This window comes from Burkholderia orbicola (assembly GCF_900100915.1).
Classification (GTDB): Bacteria; Pseudomonadota; Gammaproteobacteria; order Burkholderiales; family Burkholderiaceae; genus Burkholderia; species Burkholderia orbicola.
Genome location: NZ_FNKW01000001.1, coordinates 2846119 through 2868825, shown reverse-complemented (window position 1 = coordinate 2868825; position 22707 = coordinate 2846119). Strand labels below are relative to the sequence as shown.

The following is a 22707-nucleotide window of genomic DNA, read 5'->3' as shown; positions in this document are numbered from 1 at the left end:
AAGCGCTCCAACTTACCCGTCACTTACGCGGCATGGCCGTGTCGTGCGCCGGGCGGCGCGCATCGAGGGCGGCTTTACGCTGTTACAACCGCGACCCTACAATCCTAACTGAACTCGCCTTCCGGACTCCAGCTTGAATCGCTACGCCCTCTTCCTCATCCTGTCGATGCTGTTCGTCGGCAGCAACGTCGGTATTGGTAAATCCATCGTTGTATTCGTCCCGGTCGCCATCCTCGCCACGCTGCGCTTCGTGATCGCGATCGCCGTGCTGTGGCCGCTGTTCAGCCCCGTGAAGATGCGCGCGGTCAAGCGCGGCGAATGGCTGAACCTGTTCCTGCAGGCGTTCTTCGGCACCTTCATGTTCACGCTGCTGATGCTCAACGGCGTACAGCGCACGAGCGCGGTGGCCGCGGGCGTCATCACGAGCACGATCCCGGCGATCGTCGCGCTGTTCGCGTGGCTGATCCTGCGTGAAAAACCGAACGGCCGTGCGCTCGTGTCGATCGCGCTCGCGATCGTCGGCGTCGTGACGATCAACCTAGCCAACGGCAGTGCGGCCGGCCACGGCGCGCAGGGCGATGCGTCCGGCTCGCTGGCGGGCAACCTGCTGATCCTCGGCGCGGTGTGCTGCGAATCGATCTACGTGATCCTGTCGCGCCGGCTCACGCAAACGCTCGCGCCGATCGACATCTGCGCGTACACCCACCTGTTCGGCCTGTTCCTGATGCTGCCGCTCGGCGCAACCGCGCTGTGGCGCTTCGATTACGCGAGCGTGCCGGCCGGCACCTGGGCGCTCGTCGTCTGGTACGGGCTGTCGGCCAGCATCTTCTCGTTCTGGCTGTGGATGAAGGGCATCCGGCACGTGCCGGGCAGCCTCGCCGGCGTGTTCAGCGCGGTGCTGCCGATCGCCGCGGCCGCGTACGGCATCGCGTTCCTCGGCGAGCGCCCGACGCTCGCGCACGGCATCGCGCTCGCCTGTGTCGTCACCGGCATCGTGCTCGCGAGCCTGCGCGTGAAACGCGTGCCGGCGGCCGCTTCCTGATCCGTCCCCGGCAGGGCCGGCGCGTCGCTGCAGCGGCGCCGGCCGACGCGTTACAATAGCGCGCCTTTTCAAGATTACCCCCGATACCTGCGCACCGCGCCCGTACCCCGACATGTCCGCCCCGCATTCGCCCGGCCATCCCGGCCGCCGCCCGCTTCGCCCCCTTCCCGCGCTGATTTTCATGAGCCGCTGGCTCCAGGTTCCGCTTTACCTCGGCCTGATCGTCGCGCAGGGCGTCTACGTGTTCCTGTTCCTGAAGGAAGTCTGGCACCTGCTGTCGCATGCGACCGGCCTCGACGAAATCAGCGTGATGCTCGCGGTGCTCGGCCTGATCGACGTGGTGATGATCTCGAACCTGCTGATCATGGTGATCGTCGGCGGGTATGAAACGTTCGTGTCGCGGCTCGGCATCGAGGGCCATCCCGACGAGCCCGAATGGCTCGACCACGTGAACGCGGGCGTGCTGAAGGTCAAGCTGTCGATGGCGCTGATCAGCATTTCGTCGATCCACCTGCTGAAGACCTTCATCAACCCCGACCAGCACACGACGCACGCGATCATGTGGCAGGTGATCATCCACGTGTCGTTCCTCGTGTCGGCGCTCGTGATGGCGTGGGTCGATCGCCTGACGACGCACACGCACCCGGCCCATTTCCACGAGGCGCACGCGCCCGCGGCGTCCCGACCGGCGGCCTGAACCGTCGGCAAACCCTTCCCTACTGTCCCCACAGAGTCTCAGCCATGACCGTCATCAAACAGGAAGACCTGATCCAGAGCATCGCGGATTCGCTGCAGTACATCAGCTACTACCACCCGCTCGACTACATCCAGGCCCTCGGCCGCGCGTACGAGCTGGAAGAGAGCCCGGCGGCGAAGGACGCGATCGCGCAGATCCTCACGAACAGCCGCATGTGCGCGGAAGGCAAGCGCCCGATCTGCCAGGACACCGGCATCGTGACGATCTTCGTGAAGGTCGGCATGGACGTGCGCTGGGACGGCGCGACGATGGGCCTCACCGACATGATCAACGAAGGCGTGCGCCGCGGTTACACGCACCCGGACAACGTGCTGCGCGCGTCGATCGTCAATCCGCCGGAAGGCGCCCGCAAGAACACGAAGGACAACACGCCGGCCGTGATCCACTACGAGATCGTGCCGGGCGACAAGGTCGACGTGCAGGTCGCGGCGAAGGGCGGCGGCTCGGAGAACAAGTCGAAGTTCGTGATGCTGAACCCGTCCGATTCGATCGTCGACTGGGTGCTGAAGACGGTCCCGACGATGGGCGCCGGCTGGTGCCCGCCGGGCATGCTCGGGATCGGCATCGGCGGCACCGCCGAGAAGGCGATGCTGATGGCGAAGGAATCGCTGATGGAGCCGATCGACATCCAGGAAATCATCGCGCGCGGCCCGAAGGACTGGGTCGAGGAACTGCGCGTGGAACTGCACGAGAAGGTCAACGCGCTCGGCATCGGCGCGCAGGGCCTCGGCGGCCTCGCGACCGTGCTGGACGTGAAGATCATGGCGGCGCCGACGCACGCGGCGTCGAAGCCGGTCGCGTTGATCCCGAACTGCGCGGCCACGCGCCACGCGCACTTCGTGCTCGACGGGTCGGGCCCGGCCAAGCTGGAAGCGCCGTCGCTCGACGCCTGGCCGAAGGTGCAGTGGGAACCGAACACGGAAACCAGCAAGCGCGTCGACCTGAACACGCTGACGCCGGAAGAAGTCGCAAGCTGGACGCCGGGCCAGACGCTGCTGCTGTCGGGCAAGATGCTCACCGGCCGCGACGCCGCGCACAAGCGCATCGCCGACATGCTCGCGAAGGGCGAGAAGCTGCCGGTCGATTTCACGAACCGCGTGATCTACTACGTCGGCCCGGTCGATCCGGTGCGTGACGAAGTGGTCGGCCCGGCCGGCCCGACGACGGCCACGCGCATGGACAAGTTCACCGAGACGATGCTCGCTCAGACGGGTCTGATCTCGATGGTCGGCAAGGCCGAACGCGGCCCGGTCGCGATCGACGCGATCAAGAAGCACAAGGCGGCCTACCTGATGGCGGTCGGCGGCGCGGCCTACCTCGTGTCGAAGGCGATCCGCGGCGCGAAGGTGCTCGCGTTCGAAGACCTCGGCATGGAAGCGATCTACGAGTTCGACGTGCAGGACATGCCGGTGACGGTCGCCGTCGATTCGTCGGGCACGTCGGTGCACCAGACGGGTCCGAAGGAATGGCAGGCGAAGATCGGCAAGATCCCGGTCGCCACCGCTTAAGCGCGATCGAACGAAAGGCCGGACGCGAGTCCGGCCTTTTTACTTCTCATTCTCATTATTGTGCGCGGCCGGTTATTCAAGGCTGATTCTCATTACACGCAAAAGGCAGGCCCGACAAGGCTTCGAGGCTTGGCTTTTCTCGTTCGAGCGATTATCGTTCGGTTTCTGAAGCCCCACTGAACAAGGAACAGCCATGCAAGGCGACAAGAAAGTCATCGAATATCTGAACGCCCAACTGAAGAATGAACTCACGGCGATCAACCAGTACTTCCTGCATGCGCGCATGTACAAGCACTGGGGCCTCGACAAGCTCGGCAAGCACGAATACGACGAGTCGATCGGCGAAATGAAGCACGCCGACTGGCTGATCGAGCGCGTGTTCATGCTCGACGGCCTGCCGAACCTGCAGGACCTGCACAAGCTGCTCGTCGGCGAGGAAACCGAAGAGATCCTGAAGTGCGACCTGAAGCTCGAGCAGATCTCGCAGTCCACCTGCAAGGAAGCGATCGCCTACTGCGAATCGGTACGCGACTACGTGTCGCGCGAGATCTTCGAGAAGATCCTCGACGACACCGAAGAGCACATCGACTGGCTCGAAACGCAGATCGACCTGATCGGCAAGGTCGGCCTGCAGAACTATCAGCAAACGATGATGGGTTCGGCCGAGTAATCGCCCTGCCCGCCAGTCCGCCGCCCGCCTGACGATGACGAACCCGTCCCACGCTACCGCGCTGCGCGCCGCCGCCCCTGTCGGCATCTTCGACTCGGGGCTCGGCGGCCTGTCGGTGCTGCGCGCCGCACGCGCGCACCTGCCCGACGAATCGTTCGTCTACGTCGCCGACTCGCACCACGCGCCATATGGCCCGCGCGACGAGGCCTTCATCACGGAACGCACGCTGGCCATTGGCGAGTGGCTCGCCCGCGAAGGCGCGAAAGCGCTCGTCATCGCGTGCAACACGGCAACGGCACGGGCGATCGCGGCCATCCGCGAACGCCTGTCGATTCCGCTCGTCGGCGTCGAGCCGGGCATCAAGCCGGCCGCCGCGCTGTCCGCGACCGGCGTCGCGGGCGTCCTCGCCACGCAATCGACGTTGAACAGCCCGCGCTTCCAGGCGCTGCTCGACCGCTACGGCGCCGGCCGCCGCTTCATCTGCCAACCCGGCCACGGGCTCGTCGAAGCGATCGAACGCGGCGACACGAACTCGCCCGCGTTGCGCGCGTTGCTCGAGCGTTACATCCAGCCGATGCTCGACGACGGTGCCGATACGCTGGTACTCGGCTGCACGCATTACCCGTTCTTCACAGAAACGATTCGTGACCTTGTTGGCGAGCGCCTGACGATCGTCGACACGAGCGATGCCATCGCCCGCCAGCTCGCGCGGGTGCTCGACGAACGCGGCCTGCGCGCGCCGGCCGGCACGCATGCCGCGCCGCCGCGCTTCTGCTCGACGAGCGACGGTCTGCAACTGCACGCGCTCGCGTCCACGCTGCTCGGCCTCGACGCCCCGGTCGAATCCGTCACCATTTCCTCGCCGAACGCGCGCGCCTGCGCGACCGCCTGACGCTGGCCGGCGCGCCGGCTCCCCGCCCCGGCTTCCCCGCCCCCGCCGTTTCAAGGGTCCGATGACCTTAAAAAAAGCCCGACCCAGGCTTGTCAACACCCGCAAAATTAATGATAATAATTCGCATTAACGTTAGCTATCGCAACTCATCATGATCGTCTGCGTGTGCAAGTCTGTTTCCGATCGCAAGATTCGCGCGTCCCTCGCCGAGGGCGTGAACTCTTTCGATGAACTCCAGTTCGAGCTCGGCGTGGCCACGTGCTGCGGCAAGTGCGAGGAGTCCGTACGCGACCTCATGGCCGAACAAGGCGTCTGCGCGAGCCGGTGCGGTGTCGAGCATCATGCTCATCCGATCCCGGTCACGTTCTACGACCGCAAGGCGGCCTGAGCGGCGCCGAGCGTGCGCATGCGGCCCAGGCCGCATTTTTTGTTTTGACCGTCAGCAAGCCACCGTCCGCGCGAGCCAACGGCTTACCTGTCAAGGAGCCTGTGATGGAATTGCTGATCGGATTCGTAACCACCGTTTGCATCTCGCTGCTGATCTTCCGCAAGTGATGCCGATTCACCTGCCGCGCCCCGGGTGCGACGTCGTTCTTTCAAGCTAACATGCAGGCTTCGCATCTCGCTCCTGCCGGCGCCATGCCGGCTGCACCACGTATGAATCCCCGAGTGATCGTCGTCGCGGTCGGTGTGCTTGCCGCACACGCGATCATGCTGACGGCCGCGTGGCTCCATCGCAACGCGCCGCCGCCGAAATCGGTCGAGGTCCAGACGATCACCGCGCAGCTCATCACGCCTGCGCCGATCGCGCAGCAGGTCGCGGCCGAGTCGATCCCGCAGCCCGCACCGCCGAAGCCCGTGCCGCGCGTGAAGCCGAAGGTCGAGCCGAAGCCGGTGCAGAAGGCGGCAAAGCCGACGCCGCAGCCGGTTGCGCCCTCGCCGGCTCCGTCGCCCACACCCGCGCCTGCCGCCGACCCAACGCCTGCTCCGGCCGCGCCCGCTCCCGCGGCACCAGCCGCCACGCCGGGCCCGGCGCGCGAAACGATGCAGGTCAGCGCGCCGAAGAACGTGCCGACGCTCCAATGCAACTTCGTGAAGCCCGACTATCCGTCGATGTCGCGCCGCCGCGGCGAATCGGGTACCGCCTATGTTCACTTCGTCGTCGGCGTGACCGGCAAGATCGAAAGCATCGATCTGCAGAAGAGCAGCGGCTATCCGCGCCTCGACGATGCCGCACTCGACGCGATGCGCTCGACCACCTGCCGTCCGTACGTCGAGAACGGCCAGGCGATCCGCGCCGCCCGCACACAGCCCTACAGCTTCGGGCTCACCGACTAACCTGCCTCATCCGGAAGATTCAAAGGAAACAAAAAATGCAAAGCTACGGTATCGCGCACGTCTGGGCGCAAGGTGATTTCGTCACGCGCGCCATTGCGATCACGCTGCTCGTGATGTCGGTCCTGTCGTGGATCGTGATCGTCATCAAGGGCTGGAACGTGATTCGCCTGAACCGCCTCACGAAGAACGCCGAACAGGCATTCTGGCATTCCGACAATTTCGACGACGGCATCAAGAAGCTCGGCCTCGCCGCATCGACGCCGAACGACAACCCGTTCCTCGCGCTCGCGCTGTCGGGCAAGGAAGCCGCCGACCACCACCATCAGACGCAACCGCACCTGCATGACCGCATGGACGTGTCGGACTGGGTCACGCGCTGCCTGAAGGACACGATGGACGAAGGCATCTCGCGCATGCAGAGCGGCCTCGCGATCCTCGCCTCGGTCGGCAGCACGGCGCCGTTCGTCGGCCTGTTCGGCACGGTCTGGGGCATCTACCACGCGCTGCTCGCCATCGGCGCCACCGGCCAGACGTCGATCGACCAGGTCGCGGGCCCGGTCGGCGAATCGCTGATCATGACGGCCTTCGGCCTGTTCGTCGCGATTCCCGCGGTGCTCGGCTACAACGCGCTGACCCGCGCGAACAAGGGCGTCGTCAGCAAGCTGCGCCGCTTCGCGCACGGTCTGCACGCGTACTTCGTGACGGGTGCGAGCCTCGCGTCGTCGTCGACGCGCGACGGTCTGCGTCTCGCATCGCGCGCCGCCAGCTGAGACGAGGTGAACCATGGCCATGAACACCGGTTTCAGCGACGATGACGACGATGCCGTGATGAGCGAGATCAACATGACGCCGCTCGTCGACGTCATGCTCGTACTCCTGATCATTTTTCTCGTGACGATCCCGGCGATGCAGCATGCGGTGAAGATCGACCTGCCGCACGCCAGCAGCCAGCCCGTCGACGAAAAGCCGCAGACCGTCGACGTCGCGATCCAGGGCGACGGCACGATCCTGTGGGACGACCACACGGTCACGCGCGAACAGTTGCAGGCGCGCATCGCGGAAGCCGCGAAACGCACGCCGCAGCCGGAGCTGCATCTGCGCGCGGATCGCAAGGTTGCGTACGAGCACGTCGCGGAAGTGATGTCGGATGCGCAGGCAGGCGGGCTGACGAAGCTCGGCTTCGTGACGGAGCCGGGTGCAAAAGCGAAGTAACGCGCATACGTCTCGCAGTCGCAACTGCGCACTTAGCCGGCCGCACCTAGCCGGCCCCTCACAAAGTAAAAGGCCTTCATCGCCAGATGAAGGCCTTTTTTCATGCGCACGCGGGCGCCTTCGGGCGGCGGGCTCTTCGGCGGTATCGGTTACGCCTCGAGCAACGCAAATGCGACTCTGCCGTGGTCTGCACGGACTGCGCGTTCTGCCCTATCTGGCTCGCAATATATGCGGCCACCTGATTTCGCTCAGAACTTCCTTCACGAAATGGGATTTCAATATAGGCCCGCCCGCGCACGCATTCAAGGTTCCGGCGATTGAAACTTGCGATTGCAGACGACGCTTCAATGACAAAACAAATTTGCGTCGTCGTGCACGCCGTGTTCAGGTCGCCGAAACATCGGCCGCGGCTTCCTGCTTCGCGCGCTCGGGGCAACCCGGCTCCTTGTACGCGCCATGGTCGAGCTTCTCGACCAGGTAATCGACGAACGCACGGACCGCGGGCGGCATCCCCTGCCGCGACACGAACACCGCGTACAGCTGCGGCACCGGCAGCGTCCAGCCCGGCATCACGGGCGACAGTTGCCCCGCGCGCAGCGCGTTGCCGTACATCATCTCCGGCAGCGCGGCGATGCCGAGGCCATCGAGCACGGCCTCGCGGATCGTCATCAGGTCGGCCGTCACGAGCCGCGGATCATGCTCGTGCACGTGGCGCGTTCCATCCGGCGCGATCAGGTTGAATACGTGCCGGCCGTCGACGCTCGGCGTATCGAGCGTCTCGAAGCCGGTCAGGTCGTCCGGCGCCAGCGGCGGCGCATTCTGGCTCAGCAGGCTCGGCGCGCCGACCAGCATCTGCTCGGTGCGCCACAGCGGCCGCACGACGATGTTGGCGTTCTGCGGCGGCTCGGAGCGCACGCGCAACGCGACGTCGATCGAATCCTCGAACAGGTCGATCACGCGATTCGTCACGCGGACATGCACCTTCACCTCGGGATAGCGGCGCAGGAATTCGGGCAGGATGCGCGACAGCATCGTCTGCGACAGCGTCACCGGCACGCTGACGCGCACCGAGCCGCGTGGCGACGCGCGCAACTGCTGCACGGCGTTCATCGCGGCCTGCGCTTCGGCGAGCATCGCCTGGCAATGCTGGTAGAACAACTCCCCCGCCTCGGTCAGCGCGAGCTTGCGCGTCGAACGCTGCAGCAGGCGCACGCCGAGCGCCGCCTCGAGCTCGGTCAGGCGTCGCGACAGACGCGATTTCGAGATGCCCAGCACGCGCTCGGCGGCCGAGAAGCCGCCATGTTCGACAACCTGCGAGAAGTACATCAGGTCGTTCAGGTTATGTGCATCGATATTCATCTCATCGTTCCAATTTCAGAACAATCCATTGCGGACGGCCGCAAATCGGACGGGAAAACGCCCAATATAATAGCGCTATGTTTCAAAAATAACGCTATTCCGATGATTTCGAGGGCTTCCCATGACCACCGCTCGCTCGCTTGATCGTACCTACCCCGCGCTTCGCACCACCGAAGGCGGCGGTTTCGTGGTTCACCGTCCGTTCCCGACGCGGCTGCTGATGGACTTCGATCCGTTCCTGCTGCTCGATGAAATGGGCCCCGTCGACTACGCCCCCGGCGAAGCCGTGGGCGCGCCCGATCATCCGCATCGCGGCTTCGAGACCGTGACGTACGCGCTCGACGGGCGCTTCCGCCATCGCGACTCGTCCGGCCATACCGGCACGCTCGGCCCCGGCGACGTGCAGTGGATGACGGCCGGCGCCGGCGTCGTGCACAGCGAGATGCCGGATCCGGCGTTCGCCGAGGCAGGCGGGCGTTCCCACGGCTTCCAGCTGTGGGTCAACCTGCCGCGCCGCGACAAGATGATCGCACCGCGCTACCAGGAGATCCCGGCCGCCCGCATTCCGACCGCGACGTCGCCGGACGGCCGCGCGCGCGTGCGCGTCATCGCCGGCGAAGCATTCGGCGTACAGGCCGCGATCGAGACGCGCACGCCGATTCTCTACCAGCACTTCACGCTGGAGCCGGGTGCAACGGTCACCCAGCCCGTGCCGGCCGGTTATCGCGTGTTTGCCTATCCGATCGACGGAACGGGCCTCTACGGGCCTGACAGGCAGGCGGTCGACGCACGGCACATGATCGTCTACGGAGACGATGGCGACACCGTCACGTTCGCTGCCGGCGACACGTCGCTCGACCTGCTGCTGATCGGCGGCGTGCCGCTCAACGAGCCGATCGTCCGCTACGGCCCGTTCGTGATGAATACCGAGGAAGAGATCCGGCAGGCCGTCGTCGACTACCAGACCGGTCGCATGGGTCGCATCGAAGCGTGAATCGGATCGGGGTCACAGGGGCCGCGAAGCCGATGGTTTTGCGTCACAATAAGTTCTTGAACCATGTGGCCAGCCGCCACCAGAAGGAACCCGCCCCTTGAACTTCGAACACCTGATCCAGATCAACTCCGACGAACCGGGCGTGCCGAGCCTCACCCGCGACCAGCTCTGGGAAGGCCTCGTATTGCGTGCCGAACAGCCGCAACTGTTCGTGATCGGCCTCGACAGCTGCGTCATCCACGAACGGACCGACACGACGCTCGAACGCGAACTCCATTACGGCCACGCGACCGTGCGCGACCACGTGACGTTCACGCCGAACCAGCAGGTCCGCTATGACATCCGCGCGGCCGATGGTGAGATCGGCGGCTCGCTGACGATGACGATCGAGGAGCGCGACGACCGCCAACTGTTCCTGCGTTTCGAGTACCGCACGACGCTGACGGTCACGGACGACAGCGAAGAAGCGCGACAGACGCACGGGATCGTCAAGGAGGCGTACCGCACGTCGGATATCGACACCGTTCGCCTGATCCGCGAGTACGCGCAAGGTCGCAAGGACCCCGATCCGCTGCACTGAGCCCGGCGGCGGCCTGCGGGCCGCCGCTTTGATTCAAACTATCAGACCAGACTTATCGATCGATAAAGAGTTTTTGTAAATGGGAATAGTTATCATTTAGAATTCATTCCATCGTATCGACAGTCACCGATCAAACCGAATGACCGACACCATGCGCCCGACCACGCTGACCCTGCGCCGCACCACCAGCACCGCAGCCAGCAGCCGTCAGAAGACGGCAGCGGTCACCACGCCGGCGAAACCCGCCGGCAACCGCGATGCAGGCACGCGGGTCGTCAACAGCGATACGCTGCTGCAAGGCCATAGCCACATCAGCATCGCGCATAACGGAGAGACTTACCAGTTGCGGGCCACGCGGCTCGGCAAACTGATCCTGACGAAGTAACGACCGAGTATTGTGGGGACCACCTCCCTGAGAGGTGTTGGGCAGTAGCCAGCGTAACGGCTTGCACGCGAGATCTAGACCCCTTCGTGCAAACACACTCAAGCAGCCGTTGCAGCAAGCCAAGCCACTTTTTTGGTTCTCGCACAAGGAAGAAAAAAGCGACATGTCGAAGGACGTGTCGCTTTTTTGTTTGGGCAGCCAATGTGCGAAGCATACCGCCTGTATGTATGTGGCTGCGTCAATGCACGACAGCCGAAGGAAGCGGCATGCGAACCGCTTCAGAACCCCCAGAACATCAACCACCATGCGCTGTCGACGACCGCCAGCCCGACGGCGAACCATGCGAATGCCGCGAGCCGGCGCGGCCACGCCGCATAGCGCCCCGTCACCTTCCACGCGAGCCACGCACTCCATACGTTGGCGCCGACCAAAATCGCGATGCGCACATCGGTTGCCCAGCCGAGCGGCACATGCTCGGCGCGCAGCAGCGACAGCGTCGTGGCCGACAGCCCGAGAAACACGCCCGCCCCCGCGATCGGGATCAACGCCTGGGCGAGGTGATGCAGGCGCACGCGATCGAAGCGGCCGAGCATCAGCGTCGCGCCGGCCAGCAACACCAGCAGCGCCGTGCCGTACACGAGCCCCGTGCCGACGATGTAGCTGACGACCAGCCCGCCATCGAGCCAGGAGAACACGTCGTTGCGGTCCGGGTAGTGCGTGAGCAGGAACCACGGTGCATTGGTCTCGAGCGGCCACGTGATGTCGTGATCGATCAGCCAGCCCGCGAGCCATTGCTTGATCTGCACGAACCACGGGCTGACGGTCCAGTGGAACGCGCCGATCGCCACGCCGAGCAGGCCGTACAGGATCAGTGCGGTGTCCCACGGGTTGGCCCGCTCCGCACCGAGGTTCACGACTTCGTCGGACGGCGAGCGCAGCGACAGCGAAATCGCGTCGCGGTGCCCGCTGCAGCGGCCGCACATATGGCAGTCCGCCGCGCCCTTCATGTTGCGCAACGGCACGAGCGGCGCGCAGTTGATCGGAATCACGCGATGGCCGTGCTCGCCGTTCTTGTACGAACGGCGCCACGCATCCTCGTCGACCTTGTAGCGCATCGGCGCGAGCCGCGCGAGCAGCCCGAACACGCCGTTGACCGGGCACAGGTACTTGCACCACACGCGTTTCTCGCGGCCGTACAACAGGCCGATCACGATCGCGCCGACGGTCGAGCCGCCGAGCACGAACAGCACCGCGAGCGGGTACTGGTACACGCTGACCATCTGCCCGTAGATCGTCGTGATGCCGAACGCGACGAACGGCCAGCCGCCCCACCGGATCCAGCGCGGAATCGGGCCGCCACGGCCGAACTTGCTCGCATATTCCGTGAGCGCGCCCTCCGGGCACAGCACGCCGCACCACACGCGGCCGAGCATCACCATCGACAGCAGCACGAACGGCCACCAGATGCCCCAGAACGCGAATTGCGCGATGAGCGTGAGGTTGTTCCAGAGATGCGCGGAATCGTCAGGCAGCGGCAACACGGCCGGCACGATGATCAGGAACGCGTAGACGGCGACGACGATCCACTGGATACCGCGGATCAGCGCACCGTGGCGCTGCATCCACTGGCCGGCCTGCGCGAGCCAGCCCGGCTTGACGGCGGCGACAACGCTCATGCCGCGCGACCCGCTGCAACGGCCGGACGGCGGCTCGCGCGCTTCATCAACAACCAGACGACCGCCCAGTACACCGCATAGGCCACCAGGTTGGTCAGCGCCGGGTGCGCGCGATAGCCGGTCAGCGTCGCGACGAGCGAACCGAACGTGCCCGAATCATCGAGGATCGCGGACGTATCCCACACCTGCGAGATGCCGAGCGGCAGGATTTCCTTGTCGATCAGCTTGTCGACGCCGGTCTGGAACAGGCCCGCGCCGAGGAACAGCAGCATCACTTCGGTGACGCGGAAGAAATGCCGCCACGAGAAGTACTTGCCGCCGAGCTGCAGCAGATAGAAGGTGAGAAACGCGAGGCCGAGGCCGATCACGACCGCGAGCATCTGGCTACCGTCGACATGACCCGACTGGCCGAACCCGAGGCCGTACAGGAAGATCACCGTCTCGCTGCCTTCGCGCGCGATCGCGAGCGCGACCAGCACCGCGACGCCCCACCAGTTCGAATCGCGCGTGCTTTGCTGCAGCGATTGCTCCATGTCGCGCTTGAGCGTGCGGCCGTGCCGGCGCATCCACAGCACCATCTGCACGATCAGCACGCACGCGATCAGCACCATCGCCGTCTGGAAATAGTCCTGCGCGTCGCCGGACAACACTTCGGTGAACCCGACCAGCGCGGCGCCGAGGCCGACGGCCATCAGCAGGCCGACGCCGACGCCGGCCCAGAGGAAAGGCAGGCCGCGGCGCGCGTCGTCGTCGCCGTTTTTCAGCCATGCATAGAGAATGCCGACGACGAGCAGCGCTTCGACGCTCTCCCGCCAGACGATGAACAAGATCTGACCCATCGATACCTCCTGACGCGCGGCGCAAGGGACTGGTGCGCCCGCGCGCAGATAAAACGCGTTACTTCGCGACGATCACGCCCTGTGCCTGCTGGTGGAAATCGTCGAAAAACTTGTATTCGCCCGGCGACAACGGGGCGACGACCACGAACGAATCGGCGCCCGGCGCGAGCACCTTCTCCTTGCGCAACTGCACGCTCTCGAATTCGGCGGCGCCCTTGCCGGTGTTCCGGATCTCGATCTTGAAACGCTGGCCGGCCGGCACTTCGATGCGGGCCGGATTCAGCTTGCCATCCGTCATCTCGAGCTTGAACGTCGGCAGATCGGCTGCATGCGCCGCGCCGGCAAGCCACAGCGCAGCGGCCGCGGCAACGATTTTCTGGGGAATTTTCATTCTGGGTTCTCTACGCCGACGGCGCGCCGAAGCGCGCCGTTCGTGATGCCACCGATCAGTAACCGCCCTTCTTGCCGATACCGGCGAACGGGAAGTCGTACTCGAGCGTGATGGGCTTGAACCACGGGCCCACGCCCGTTTCCTTGTCGACGTGGCGACCGAACGCCATGTGACCCGACTGCATCGGCGGCTTGACGACCATCGTCAGGTGATACTTGCCCGGGCCGGCGAGCTTCACGTTGTCGCCGTAGTGCGGGCCGTCGCTCGCGACCATGCCCATCAGGTCGCCTTCGGCCTTCCACTTCGTGTCGCCCTGCTTCGTCAGCTTGTACGTGACCTGCAGGTACGGCATCCAGTCACCTTCCGCGAAACCGGTCGGGTTGTTCTTGACCGCATGAATGTCGGCCTCGAGGTGAATGTCGGAATCCGACGCCTTGCGCATCATGCCTTCCGGGTCCATCGTGATCGGCTGCAGATACACCGCGCCGATTTCCATGCCGCCCTGGATCTGCTGCTTGCCGATCGGATACTCGGCAGCCGAGGCCGACATCGCGGCAAGCGCCGCCGCTACCGCAACCGTCGTGCGGATGAACGAAGAACCCAACATGGACACTCCTTGTTATTTGTCTGACTATCTTGACGACATGCGAGCCGCCGCCGGGGCCGCCCGCTGGAAACACTAACGCGACGAAGAACGTTAATGCGAACTATTCTCAATACATGCGGAGTTTAGCACCGAACCTGTTTCGGAACAAACGGAGAGCGCCGTAAACCCCTGATCCGACAAGGCTTACAGGCGCTTTACCAAAAGATTCGGTGACGCTTGGAAAGAGTTACCGGCCGCCGCTGATGTGGTCGCCGACGTTCGCGCCGAACACGCGTTCGCGCAGCACGGCAAGCTGGTCGCGGGTCGCGGCGGCCTTCTCGAATTCGAGGTTCTTCGCGTAGTCGGCCATCTGCTTCTCGAGACGCTTGATTTCCTTCGCGAGCTGTTTTTCCGACATGTCCTCGAATTTCGCGCGCTGTTGCGCCTCCTTCAGCTCCGCACGCGCGTCGTCGGCGTTGTAGACGCCGTCGATGATGTCCTTGATGCGCTTCACGACGCCGCGCGGCGTGATGCCCATCTTTTCGTTGTAGGCGATCTGCTTCGCGCGGCGCCGCTCGGTTTCGCCGATCGCGCGCTTCATCGACTCGGTCATGTTGTCCGCGTAGAGGATCGCCTTGCCGTTCACGTTCCGCGCGGCGCGGCCGATCGTCTGGATCAGCGAGCGCTCGGCGCGCAGGAAGCCTTCCTTGTCCGCGTCGAGGATCGCGACGAGCGACACTTCGGGAATGTCGAGGCCCTCGCGCAGCAGGTTGATCCCGACCAGCACGTCGAACGTGCCGAGCCGCAGGTCGCGGATGATCTCGACGCGCTCGACCGTATCGATGTCGCTGTGCAGGTAACGCACCTTGACGCCATGGTCGGCCAGGAACTCGGTCAGCTGTTCGGCCATGCGCTTCGTCAGCACGGTGATCAGCACGCGCTCGCCGGCCTTCACGCGCGCGTTGATCTCGGTCAGCACGTCGTCGACCTGCGAGCTCGCCGGGCGCACTTCGATTTCCGGATCGACGAGGCCGGTCGGCCGCACGACCTGCTCGGCGATCTGCCCCGTCACGCGCTTCTCGTAGTCGGCCGGCGTGGCCGACACGAACACGACCTGGCGCATCTTGCGCTCGAACTCGGGGAACTTCAGCGGCCGGTTGTCGAGCGCCGACGGCAGGCGGAACCCGTAATTGACGAGGTTTTCCTTGCGCGCGCGGTCACCGTTGTACATGCCGTTCAGCTGGCCGATCAGCACGTGCGATTCGTCGAGCAGCATCAGCGCGTCGGGCGGCAGGTAGTCGACGAGTGTCGGCGGCGGATCGCCGGGCGCCGCGCCCGAGAAATGCCGCGAATAGTTCTCGATGCCCTTGCAGAAGCCGAGCTCCTGCAGCATTTCGAGATCGAAGCGCGTGCGCTGCTCGAGGCGCTGCGCCTCGACGAGCTTGCCGTCGCGATGGAAGAACTCGAGCCGTTCGCGCAGTTCGTCCTTGATCGTCTCGACCGCGCGCATCACGGTATCGCGCGGCGTCACGTAGTGCGACGACGGATACACGGTGAAACGCGGAATCTTCTGCCGCACGCGCCCGGTCAGCGGGTCGAACAGCTGCAGCGTCTCGACTTCGTCGTCGAACAGCTCGACGCGCACCGCCATTTCCGCGTGTTCGGCCGGGAAGATGTCGATCGTGTCACCGCGCACGCGGAACGTGCCGCGCTGGAAGTCCTGCTCGTTGCGCGTGTATTGCATCGCGATCAATCGCGCGATCACGTCGCGCTGGCCGAGCTTGTCGCCGGCGCGCAGCGTCAGGATCATCTGGTGGTATTCGGACGGATTGCCGATACCGTAGATCGCCGAAACCGTCGCGACGATCACCACGTCGCGACGCTCCATCAGGCTCTTCGTCGCCGACAGCCGCATCTGCTCGATGTGCTCGTTGATCGACGAATCCTTCTCGATGAACAGGTCGCGCTGCGGCACGTAGGCCTCAGGCTGGTAGTAGTCGTAGTACGACACGAAATACTCGACCGCGTTGCGCGGGAAGAACTCGCGAAACTCCGCGTAAAGCTGGGCCGCGAGCGTCTTGTTCGGCGCGAACACGATCGCCGGGCGGCCGAGCCGCGCGATCGTGTTGGCCATCGTGAAGGTCTTGCCCGAACCGGTTACGCCGAGCAGCGTCTGGAAGGCAAGGCCGTCGCCGACGCCTTCGACGAGCGTGTCGATCGCGGTCGGCTGGTCGCCCGCGGGCGGATAGGGCTGGTAAAGCTGGAACGGCGACCCTTCGAAAGTGACGAATTTGGATTCGTCGAGCGCGTCGCCGACTTCGGCATGATGTTCGGACATGGAATGCGGCCGGAGCAAGGGCAAAGAAAGCATTCTAGCGCTTCGCGGCCGCGCGAACTGCTGTCGGCTCCTGACGCGGGACGGCCGCCCCGAATCGCGATTCGCCGCCCGAATCGCGACGGAATCACCGCCCCTGCCCCCACGAATTCGCTACAATGTCAGGCTGCTGCGCTTCCCGGCGTCGCGCCGTGGGCGCGGTCCACTGCGCCCGCCCCGCCGGCTGAAAGCCTGACCCTCTTTTCACTACTGCCGAATCATCATGTCGCTCTTCTCCGCTGTCCAGCTTGCTCCCCGCGACCCGATCCTGGGCCTGAACGAAGCCTTCAACGCCGATGCGCGTCCGACCAAGGTCAACCTCGGCGTCGGCGTGTACACGAACGAAGACGGCAAGATTCCGCTGCTGCGCGCGGTGCGCGACGCGGAGAAGGCACGTGTCGAGGCCGGCCTGCCGCGCGGCTACCTGCCGATCGACGGGATCGCCGCCTACGATGCGGCCGTGCAGAAGCTGCTGCTCGGCAACGACTCGCCGCTGATCGCGGCGGGCCGCGTGGTCACGGCCCAGGCACTGGGCGGCACGGGCGCGCTGAAGATCGGCGCCGATTTCCTGCGCACCCTGAATCCGAACGTGAAGGTCGCGATCAGCGATCCCAGCTGGGAAAACCACCGCGCGCTGTTCGAAGCGGCCGGCTTCGAAGTCGTCGCGTACCCGTATTACGATGCGGCCACGAACGGCGTGAACTTCGAAGGCATGCTGTCGGCGCTGAACGGCTACGCGGCCGGCACGGTCGTCGTGCTGCACGCGTGCTGCCACAACCCGACCGGCGTGGACCTCACCGAAGCGCAATGGCAACAGGTCGTCGACGTCGTGAAGGCGCGCAACCTCGTGCCGTTCCTCGACATGGCCTACCAGGGCTTCGGCGAGAACATCGAAGCCGATGCCGCCGCCGTGCGCCTGTTTGCCGCGGCCGACCTGAACGCGTTCGTGTCGTCGTCGTTCTCAAAGTCGTTCTCGCTGTACGGCGAGCGTGTCGGCGCGCTGTCGATCATCACGTCGAGCAAGGAAGAAGCCACGCGCGTGCTGTCGCAACTGAAGCGTGTGATCCGCACGAACTACTCGAACCCGCCGACCCACGGCGGCGCGGTGGTCGCAGCCGTGCTCGCATCGCCGGAACTGCACGCTTCGTGGGTGCAGGAACTCGGCGAAATGCGCGATCGCATCCGCGCGATGCGCAATGGTCTCGTCGAGCGCCTGAAGGCAAGCGGCGTCGACCGCGATTTCAGCTTCATCAACGCGCAGCGCGGGATGTTCTCGTATTCGGGCCTGACCTCGGCACAAGTCGATCGCCTGCGCGATGAGTTCGGCATCTATGCGGTCGGCACGGGCCGGATCTGCGTCGCCGCGCTGAACACGCGCAACCTGGACGCGGTCGCCAATGCGGTCGCAGCGGTCCTGAAGTAAAGCCGTGCCGGGCGGCAGCCGTCACCGGCCCCGCCCTGCCGACATGAAAAACGCGCTCCACGGAGCGCGTTTTTTTGTGCCGTCCAGTCCAGCGCGGCGGGCGGCGACACCGCCCGCACCCGCGTTACTGCATGAACCAGCCGTGGCTGACCACCACCGACTGGCCGGTGAGCGCGGCGCTCGGGAACGCCGACAGGAACAGCACCGTCTGCGCGACGTCCTGCACCGTCGTGAACACGCCGTCGACCGTGTTGCCCAGCATCACCTTCTTGATCACTTCCTCTTCGCTGATGCCGAGCTCTTTCGCCTGCTCCGGAATCTGCTTGTCGACCAGCGGCGTGCGCACGAAGCCCGGACACACGACGTGCGAGCGCACGTTGTGCTTCGCGCCTTCCTTCGCCAGCACACGGGCCAGACCGAGCAGGCCATGCTTGGCCGTCACGTATGCCGACTTCAGCGGCGACGCTTCGTGCGAGTGCACCGAACCCATGTAGATCACGACGCCGCCGCGATCGTCCTTGTACATGTGCTTGAGCGCGGCCTTCGTCGTCAGGAACGCGCCGTCCACGTGGATCGCCTGCATCTTCTTCCAGTCGGAGAACGAATAGTTCTCGATCGGGTTGACGATCTGGATGCCGGCGTTCGACACGAGGATGTCGACCGAGCCGAACGCTTCGGCCACCTTGTCGATGCCGCTGTTCACGGCGTCTTCGTTGGTCACGTCCATCGCGACGCCGATCGCCTTGCCGCCTGCCTTGTTGATCTCGTCGGCGACCGCGTTCGCGCCGTCCTGGTTCAGGTCGGCGATCGCGACGGCCGCGCCGGCCTTGGCCAGCTCCAGCGCGATTTCCTTGCCGATGCCGCTCGCGGCGCCCGTGACGACTGCGGTCTTGCCGCTCAGATCTGCTGCCATGTCCGTCTCCTTCCGTTATCGGATCGATGAAACACGCACCCGCCGCATCCGCGTTCATCGCGAAATCGGATCAGCGTGCCAGCCGTCATTGTGCACGATCGGCCCCGCCGTTCGTGCGCAAAACGTCTAAGCTTAAGGTCGGTTCCGTTCAGCAGGAGAGTCTCATGCACTATCGACGGCTAGGCCGCTCCGGCCTGCAGATCAGCGAGCTTTCACTCGGTTCGTGGGTGACATACGGCAACCAGGTCGACCAGCGGGTCGCGCGCGAATGCCTCGCCGCGGCACGTGATGCAGGCGTCAATTTCTTCGACAACGCCGAGGTCTACGCCGGCGGCAAATCCGAGGAAATCATGGGCCATGCGCTCAAGTCGCTCGACTGGCCACGCGTCAGTTATATCGTGTCCACGAAGTTCTTCTGGGGGCTCGCAGAAGCCCCGAACCAGTATCACACGCTGAACCGGAAGTACCTGCTGAACGCGATCGACGGCTCGCTGCGCCGGCTGCAGCTCGACTATGTCGACCTCGTCTATTGCCATCGCCCCGATCCGCATACGCCGATCGAGGAAACCGTCTGGGCGATGAGCGACATGATCGTGCGCGGCAAGGCGCTGTACTGGGGCACGTCGGAATGGAGCGCCGACGAAATCCGCGCGGCATGCGAGATTGCCGAGCGGCATCATCTCCACAAGCCCGTCGTCGAACAACCGCAGTACAACCTGTTTCACCGCACCCGGGTCGAACAGGAATATGCGCGGCTCTACGACGATTACGGTCTTGGGCTCACGACCTGGAGCCCGTTGGCGTCGGGCCTGCTCACCGGCAAGTACCGCAACGGCGTACCCGCCGGCAGCCGGGCGCAGTTGCAAGGCTACGACTGGATGCGCGAACGCCTGACCGATCCGGCCGCCAACGACGTCGTCGAACGGCTCGGCGAAATTGCGGCCGAATTCGGCTGCAGCACCGGCCAGTTGGCAATCGCGTGGGTGCTCGCGAATCCGCGCGTGAGTTCGGTCATCACGGGTGCATCGCGGGTCGACCAGATCGGCGACAACATGCGCGCGCTCGAGGTTGCCGCGAAGCTGACGCCGGACGTGAAGCAGCGCATCGAGGCGGTGGTCGGCGATGCATACGAGTAAGGCGACTCACGGCCACTCGCGTACAATACGCGGCCGCATCGGCGCCCAGCCTCACGGCCGCGCACGATCGACCGTTTTCATCGATTCACCTTTCGTTTCAGGCAGCCAGCCATGCTCAGTTATCGTCACGGTTTTCATGCAGGCAACCACGCGGACGTGCTCAAGCACGCCGTCGTCGTCCAGCTGCTGCGCTACTTGAACAAGAAAGACAAATCGTACTGGTACATCGATACGCACGCAGGCGCCGGCGTGTACTCGCTGCGCGACGGTTATGCAGCGAAGACGTCGGAATTCGATACCGGCATCGGCCGGCTGTGGAACGAAAAGAACCTGCCGGAGGTGCTGGGCGATTATGTGGACGAAGTCCGCGCGCTGAACGACGACGGCGAACTGCACTTCTACCCGGGCTCCCCGTACATCGCATGGCGGTCGATGCGCGAGCAGGACCGGATGCGCCTGTTCGAAATGCATACGACGGAAATCGATGTGCTGCGCCACAATTTCCGCGATGCCGGGCGACGCGCGATGATCTTCGCCGGCGACGGCTTCGAAGGTATCAAGGCGCTGCTGCCGCCGCCGCCGCGACGTGCACTCGTGCTGATCGATCCGTCCTACGAGGACAAGAAGGATTACGCGCGCACGGTGAGCTGCGTGACGGAATGCCTGAAGCGTTTCTCGACCGGCTGCTATGCCATCTGGTATCCGCAGGTCACGCGGACGGAATCGCAGCGCTTTCCCGAGCAGTTGAAGCGTCTGCAGCCGAACAACTGGCTGCACCTGACGCTGACGGTGTCGAATCCGCCGACCGACGGACTGGGTCTCTACGGCAGCGGGATGTTCATCCTGAATCCGCCGTATACGCTCGCCCAGAGCATGAAAGAGGTACTGCCCTATCTGGTCGAGAAGCTGGGACAGGATAGCGGCGCCCGCTTTCAGATCGAGCACCGCGGCAACTGATCGGGCGACCGGTCGTTACGGCTGCGGTCTCGGCGCGAGCCTGGGCTGGTTGGCCGGCTGCCCGCTCCACGCGGGAACATTGATATATGGCGCGACGAACAGCGGAACCGACGTGTTCGGCGCCTGCCCGGCTGGCGCCCGCATGCCTGCCGGCTCGACGATCGGCTCGGAAGACAACGGCGCCGTCTGCAATACCAACCCGCCCTTGCCGTCCTGGATACCGCGCTGCGTATCGAGAACGAGCGGCTTGGACGTCGTCGCGGCACCGGCCGCGAGGCCATGGACGAGCACGACCGCACCCAGAACGAGACGCGCGCGGGCACTGCGACGCACATCGACACACAAACGCATGATCGTGACCTTCAGGATGAAAAGCAGGTCCATACCATAGCGCTGCACCGACGATTTCGCCAGATCCGGCGCACAAAAAAACAAAGCCCCGTCAATACGGGGCTTGCTTATCGTTCGGTGCCACGCGGCACCTGACGGTGACTCCGATTACAGCGAGTAACCGTTGGTTTCGAGCGAGCGGATGCGGCTCTCGAGCTGGACGATATCCGACGACGTGGCGAGGTAAGCCTCACGGCGTTCACGTTCTGCGGATTCGAACCAGTTGCTCAGCTTTTCGACGATGTAGGCGATCATGACGTTCTCCAAGGAAGAGGGACCCCTGGTGAATCGAGATTCAGGGATTTCCCGTATAGGGTTATCCCGAATTATAGCGACCCCGCACCAAGATGCTAGTGAAATCCTTGCATGGCGCCCATTCCATTTTGGAATGTTGGCATGTGGACCACATCTAACTCATTGATTTATATAGATGTCAGGGCGAAGCCTGTTTTGAGGCGCGAGAGCGCGCACTAATTTGGGTCGCCGACAGAGTCAGCCAAGCGCGCCAAAATCGGGCATTCGGGCCGACCGTCACCATGACAGTGCGCGGCCAGATCGACCAGCGTGTCGCGCATGTCGCTCAATTCGGCGATACGTCTGTCGAGTTCGGCCACGTGCTCGAGAGCAATCGATTTCACTTCGGCGCTGGCGCGTGAGCGATCCTGCCAGAGCATCAGCAGCTTGCGAATGTCTTCGACGAGAAAGCCAAGTCGTCGCGCCTGACGGATGAACCGCAGGATATGGATTTCGTCCGCCCCGTAGATCCGGTAGCCGGCATCGGTCCGTTTGCTGGGCGCAAGAAGACCGACCTGTTCGTAGTACCGGATCATTTTTGCACTGACGCCGGATTCGCGCGACGCGCCGCCGATATTCATTCCCGCCCCCTTCATGAAGCCCTGGTTTCGAACACGAACGTCGATGGATACCCTCATCGACGACAGTTCGATCGTATCAAATCGCGTGGTTTCGTTCTGGGGAAGGCTTGGCAGCAGGAGCGCAGACGGTCTGACCTGGCGTGCGTAACGGCGGGTTATGACGGCGCTTCGCCGCATGCTTTTTGAGCGCCGAAACGCAAAAACCCCCGCCTTGTCGGGCGGGGGTTCTTGGCTTGAGGGAGCCTGACGATTACCTACTTTCACACGGGAATCCGCACTATCATCGGCGTAGAGTCGTTTCACGGTCCTGTTCGGGATGGGAAGGGGTGGGACCGACTCGCTATGGTCATCAGGCAAAGGGGGTTGTTGCGTTGCTTCGCAGCGCAACCAATCTTGGAAGAAGCAGTAAT

Annotated in this window: 25 protein-coding genes and 1 rRNA gene; 15 read left to right on the top strand and 11 right to left on the bottom strand. The window is 64.4% G+C overall.

Annotation, left to right across the window (positions count from 1 at the left end):
- Positions 1 to 133 precede the first annotated feature (133 nt).
- From BLS50_RS13770 to BLS50_RS13730, 9 genes are all read left to right on the top strand, one after another.
- Positions 134 to 1042 (top strand): DMT family transporter, encoded by a 909-nt coding sequence (locus BLS50_RS13770; protein ID WP_074802423.1) that lies wholly within the window; start codon positions 134 to 136, stop codon positions 1040 to 1042.
- A 112-nt stretch (positions 1043 to 1154) separates the two neighbouring features.
- Complete coding sequence (locus BLS50_RS13765; RefSeq protein ID WP_074802422.1) at positions 1155 to 1739, top strand: TIGR00645 family protein; 585 nt, start codon at positions 1155 to 1157, stop codon at positions 1737 to 1739.
- Positions 1740 to 1783: 44 nt separating this feature from the next.
- Positions 1784 to 3307 carry a fumarate hydratase gene (locus BLS50_RS13760; RefSeq protein WP_006478316.1) on the top strand — a complete coding sequence of 508 codons (1524 nt, stop codon included), beginning with the start codon at positions 1784 to 1786 and terminating at the stop codon, positions 3305 to 3307.
- A gap of 193 nt (positions 3308 to 3500) precedes the next feature.
- Complete coding sequence (bfr, locus tag BLS50_RS13755) at positions 3501 to 3977, top strand: bacterioferritin (RefSeq protein ID WP_006478315.1); 477 nt, start codon at positions 3501 to 3503, stop codon at positions 3975 to 3977.
- A 34-nt stretch (positions 3978 to 4011) separates the two neighbouring features.
- On the top strand, positions 4012 to 4869 hold the full coding sequence (gene murI / locus BLS50_RS13750; protein WP_074802421.1) for a glutamate racemase: 858 nt from the start codon (positions 4012 to 4014) through the stop codon (positions 4867 to 4869).
- Positions 4870 to 5020: 151 nt separating this feature from the next.
- On the top strand, positions 5021 to 5257 hold the full coding sequence (locus BLS50_RS13745) for a (2Fe-2S)-binding protein (RefSeq protein ID WP_006482749.1): 237 nt from the start codon (positions 5021 to 5023) through the stop codon (positions 5255 to 5257).
- A gap of 218 nt (positions 5258 to 5475) precedes the next feature.
- Positions 5476 to 6207 (top strand): energy transducer TonB, encoded by a 732-nt coding sequence (locus BLS50_RS13740; RefSeq protein WP_006478312.1) that lies wholly within the window; start codon positions 5476 to 5478, stop codon positions 6205 to 6207.
- A gap of 35 nt (positions 6208 to 6242) precedes the next feature.
- Positions 6243 to 6977: a MotA/TolQ/ExbB proton channel family protein gene (locus BLS50_RS13735; RefSeq protein WP_006483875.1), complete on the top strand. Its 735-nt coding sequence runs from the start codon at positions 6243 to 6245 to the stop codon at positions 6975 to 6977.
- A gap of 13 nt (positions 6978 to 6990) precedes the next feature.
- Complete coding sequence (locus BLS50_RS13730; RefSeq protein WP_006478310.1) at positions 6991 to 7419, top strand: ExbD/TolR family protein; 429 nt, start codon at positions 6991 to 6993, stop codon at positions 7417 to 7419.
- Between the two features lie 384 nt (positions 7420 to 7803).
- Here BLS50_RS13730 and BLS50_RS13725 read toward each other — a convergent pair whose 3' ends face one another.
- Entirely contained in the window at positions 7804 to 8778 is a 975-nt protein-coding gene (locus tag BLS50_RS13725; RefSeq protein WP_006478309.1) for a LysR family transcriptional regulator, read from the bottom strand.
- Positions 8779 to 8899: 121 nt separating this feature from the next.
- Here BLS50_RS13725 and BLS50_RS13720 point away from each other — a divergent pair, with 121 nt between their 5' ends.
- The 3 genes from BLS50_RS13720 (at position 8900) to hemP (ending at position 10737) form a co-directional block, all read left to right on the top strand.
- The gene (locus BLS50_RS13720; RefSeq protein WP_053526001.1) at positions 8900 to 9772 is read left to right on the top strand and encodes a pirin family protein; all 873 of its coding nucleotides are present in this window, start codon (positions 8900 to 8902) and stop codon (positions 9770 to 9772) included.
- Between the two features lie 97 nt (positions 9773 to 9869).
- Positions 9870 to 10352 carry an SRPBCC family protein gene (locus tag BLS50_RS13715; protein WP_006478307.1) on the top strand — a complete coding sequence of 161 codons (483 nt, stop codon included), beginning with the start codon at positions 9870 to 9872 and terminating at the stop codon, positions 10350 to 10352.
- Between the two features lie 139 nt (positions 10353 to 10491).
- A complete protein-coding gene (hemP, locus tag BLS50_RS13710; protein ID WP_011549397.1) occupies positions 10492 to 10737 on the top strand; it encodes a hemin uptake protein HemP in 246 nt (81 codons plus the stop codon).
- Positions 10738 to 11015: 278 nt separating this feature from the next.
- Here the strand turns inward: hemP and BLS50_RS13705 are convergent, their stop codons facing one another.
- From BLS50_RS13705 to uvrB, 5 genes are all read right to left on the bottom strand, one after another.
- Positions 11016 to 12413 (bottom strand): 4Fe-4S binding protein, encoded by a 1398-nt coding sequence (locus tag BLS50_RS13705; protein WP_053525977.1) that lies wholly within the window; start codon positions 12411 to 12413, stop codon positions 11016 to 11018.
- Positions 12410 to 13252, bottom strand: a complete 843-nt coding sequence (locus tag BLS50_RS13700) for an FTR1 family iron permease (RefSeq protein WP_027784952.1) — start codon at positions 13250 to 13252, stop codon at positions 12410 to 12412. The genes BLS50_RS13705 and BLS50_RS13700 overlap by 4 nt, the downstream gene beginning before the upstream one ends.
- 58 nt (positions 13253 to 13310) lie before the next feature.
- Positions 13311 to 13643 (bottom strand): cupredoxin domain-containing protein, encoded by a 333-nt coding sequence (locus BLS50_RS13695; protein ID WP_006478303.1) that lies wholly within the window; start codon positions 13641 to 13643, stop codon positions 13311 to 13313.
- A 55-nt stretch (positions 13644 to 13698) separates the two neighbouring features.
- Positions 13699 to 14250 carry an iron transporter gene (locus BLS50_RS13690; RefSeq protein WP_006483880.1) on the bottom strand — a complete coding sequence of 184 codons (552 nt, stop codon included), beginning with the start codon at positions 14248 to 14250 and terminating at the stop codon, positions 13699 to 13701.
- Positions 14251 to 14476: 226 nt separating this feature from the next.
- A complete protein-coding gene (uvrB, locus tag BLS50_RS13685; RefSeq protein ID WP_027807217.1) occupies positions 14477 to 16567 on the bottom strand; it encodes an excinuclease ABC subunit UvrB in 2091 nt (696 codons plus the stop codon).
- 259 nt (positions 16568 to 16826) lie between these two features.
- Here uvrB and BLS50_RS13675 point away from each other — a divergent pair, with 259 nt between their 5' ends.
- Complete coding sequence (locus tag BLS50_RS13675; RefSeq protein ID WP_006478300.1) at positions 16827 to 18026, top strand: amino acid aminotransferase; 1200 nt, start codon at positions 16827 to 16829, stop codon at positions 18024 to 18026.
- 124 nt (positions 18027 to 18150) lie between these two features.
- Here BLS50_RS13675 and BLS50_RS13670 read toward each other — a convergent pair whose 3' ends face one another.
- Entirely contained in the window at positions 18151 to 18939 is a 789-nt protein-coding gene (locus tag BLS50_RS13670; RefSeq protein WP_006478299.1) for a 3-hydroxybutyrate dehydrogenase, read from the bottom strand.
- Between the two features lie 164 nt (positions 18940 to 19103).
- Here BLS50_RS13670 and BLS50_RS13665 point away from each other — a divergent pair, with 164 nt between their 5' ends.
- Both BLS50_RS13665 and BLS50_RS13660 read left to right on the top strand, forming a co-directional pair.
- A complete protein-coding gene (locus tag BLS50_RS13665) occupies positions 19104 to 20075 on the top strand; it encodes a potassium channel beta subunit family protein (protein WP_074802420.1) in 972 nt (323 codons plus the stop codon).
- Positions 20076 to 20186: 111 nt separating this feature from the next.
- Positions 20187 to 21032: a 23S rRNA (adenine(2030)-N(6))-methyltransferase RlmJ gene (locus BLS50_RS13660; protein ID WP_074802419.1), complete on the top strand. Its 846-nt coding sequence runs from the start codon at positions 20187 to 20189 to the stop codon at positions 21030 to 21032.
- Between the two features lie 15 nt (positions 21033 to 21047).
- On the opposite strand, the gene BLS50_RS13655 is transcribed toward BLS50_RS13660, so the two are convergent.
- The 4 genes from BLS50_RS13655 to rrf all read right to left on the bottom strand — a co-directional run bounded on the left by BLS50_RS13655 (position 21048) and on the right by rrf (position 22651).
- A complete protein-coding gene (locus tag BLS50_RS13655) occupies positions 21048 to 21416 on the bottom strand; it encodes a hypothetical protein (RefSeq protein ID WP_074802418.1) in 369 nt (122 codons plus the stop codon).
- Between the two features lie 114 nt (positions 21417 to 21530).
- Positions 21531 to 21677, bottom strand: coding sequence for a DUF3563 family protein (locus BLS50_RS13650; RefSeq protein WP_006478295.1), 147 nt, complete (start codon positions 21675 to 21677; stop codon positions 21531 to 21533).
- A 215-nt stretch (positions 21678 to 21892) separates the two neighbouring features.
- Entirely contained in the window at positions 21893 to 22297 is a 405-nt protein-coding gene (gene cueR, locus BLS50_RS13645; protein WP_074802809.1) for a Cu(I)-responsive transcriptional regulator, read from the bottom strand.
- A 241-nt stretch (positions 22298 to 22538) separates the two neighbouring features.
- A 5S ribosomal RNA gene (gene rrf / locus BLS50_RS13640) occupies positions 22539 to 22651 on the bottom strand.
- Between the last annotated feature and the right edge of the window lie 56 nt (positions 22652 to 22707).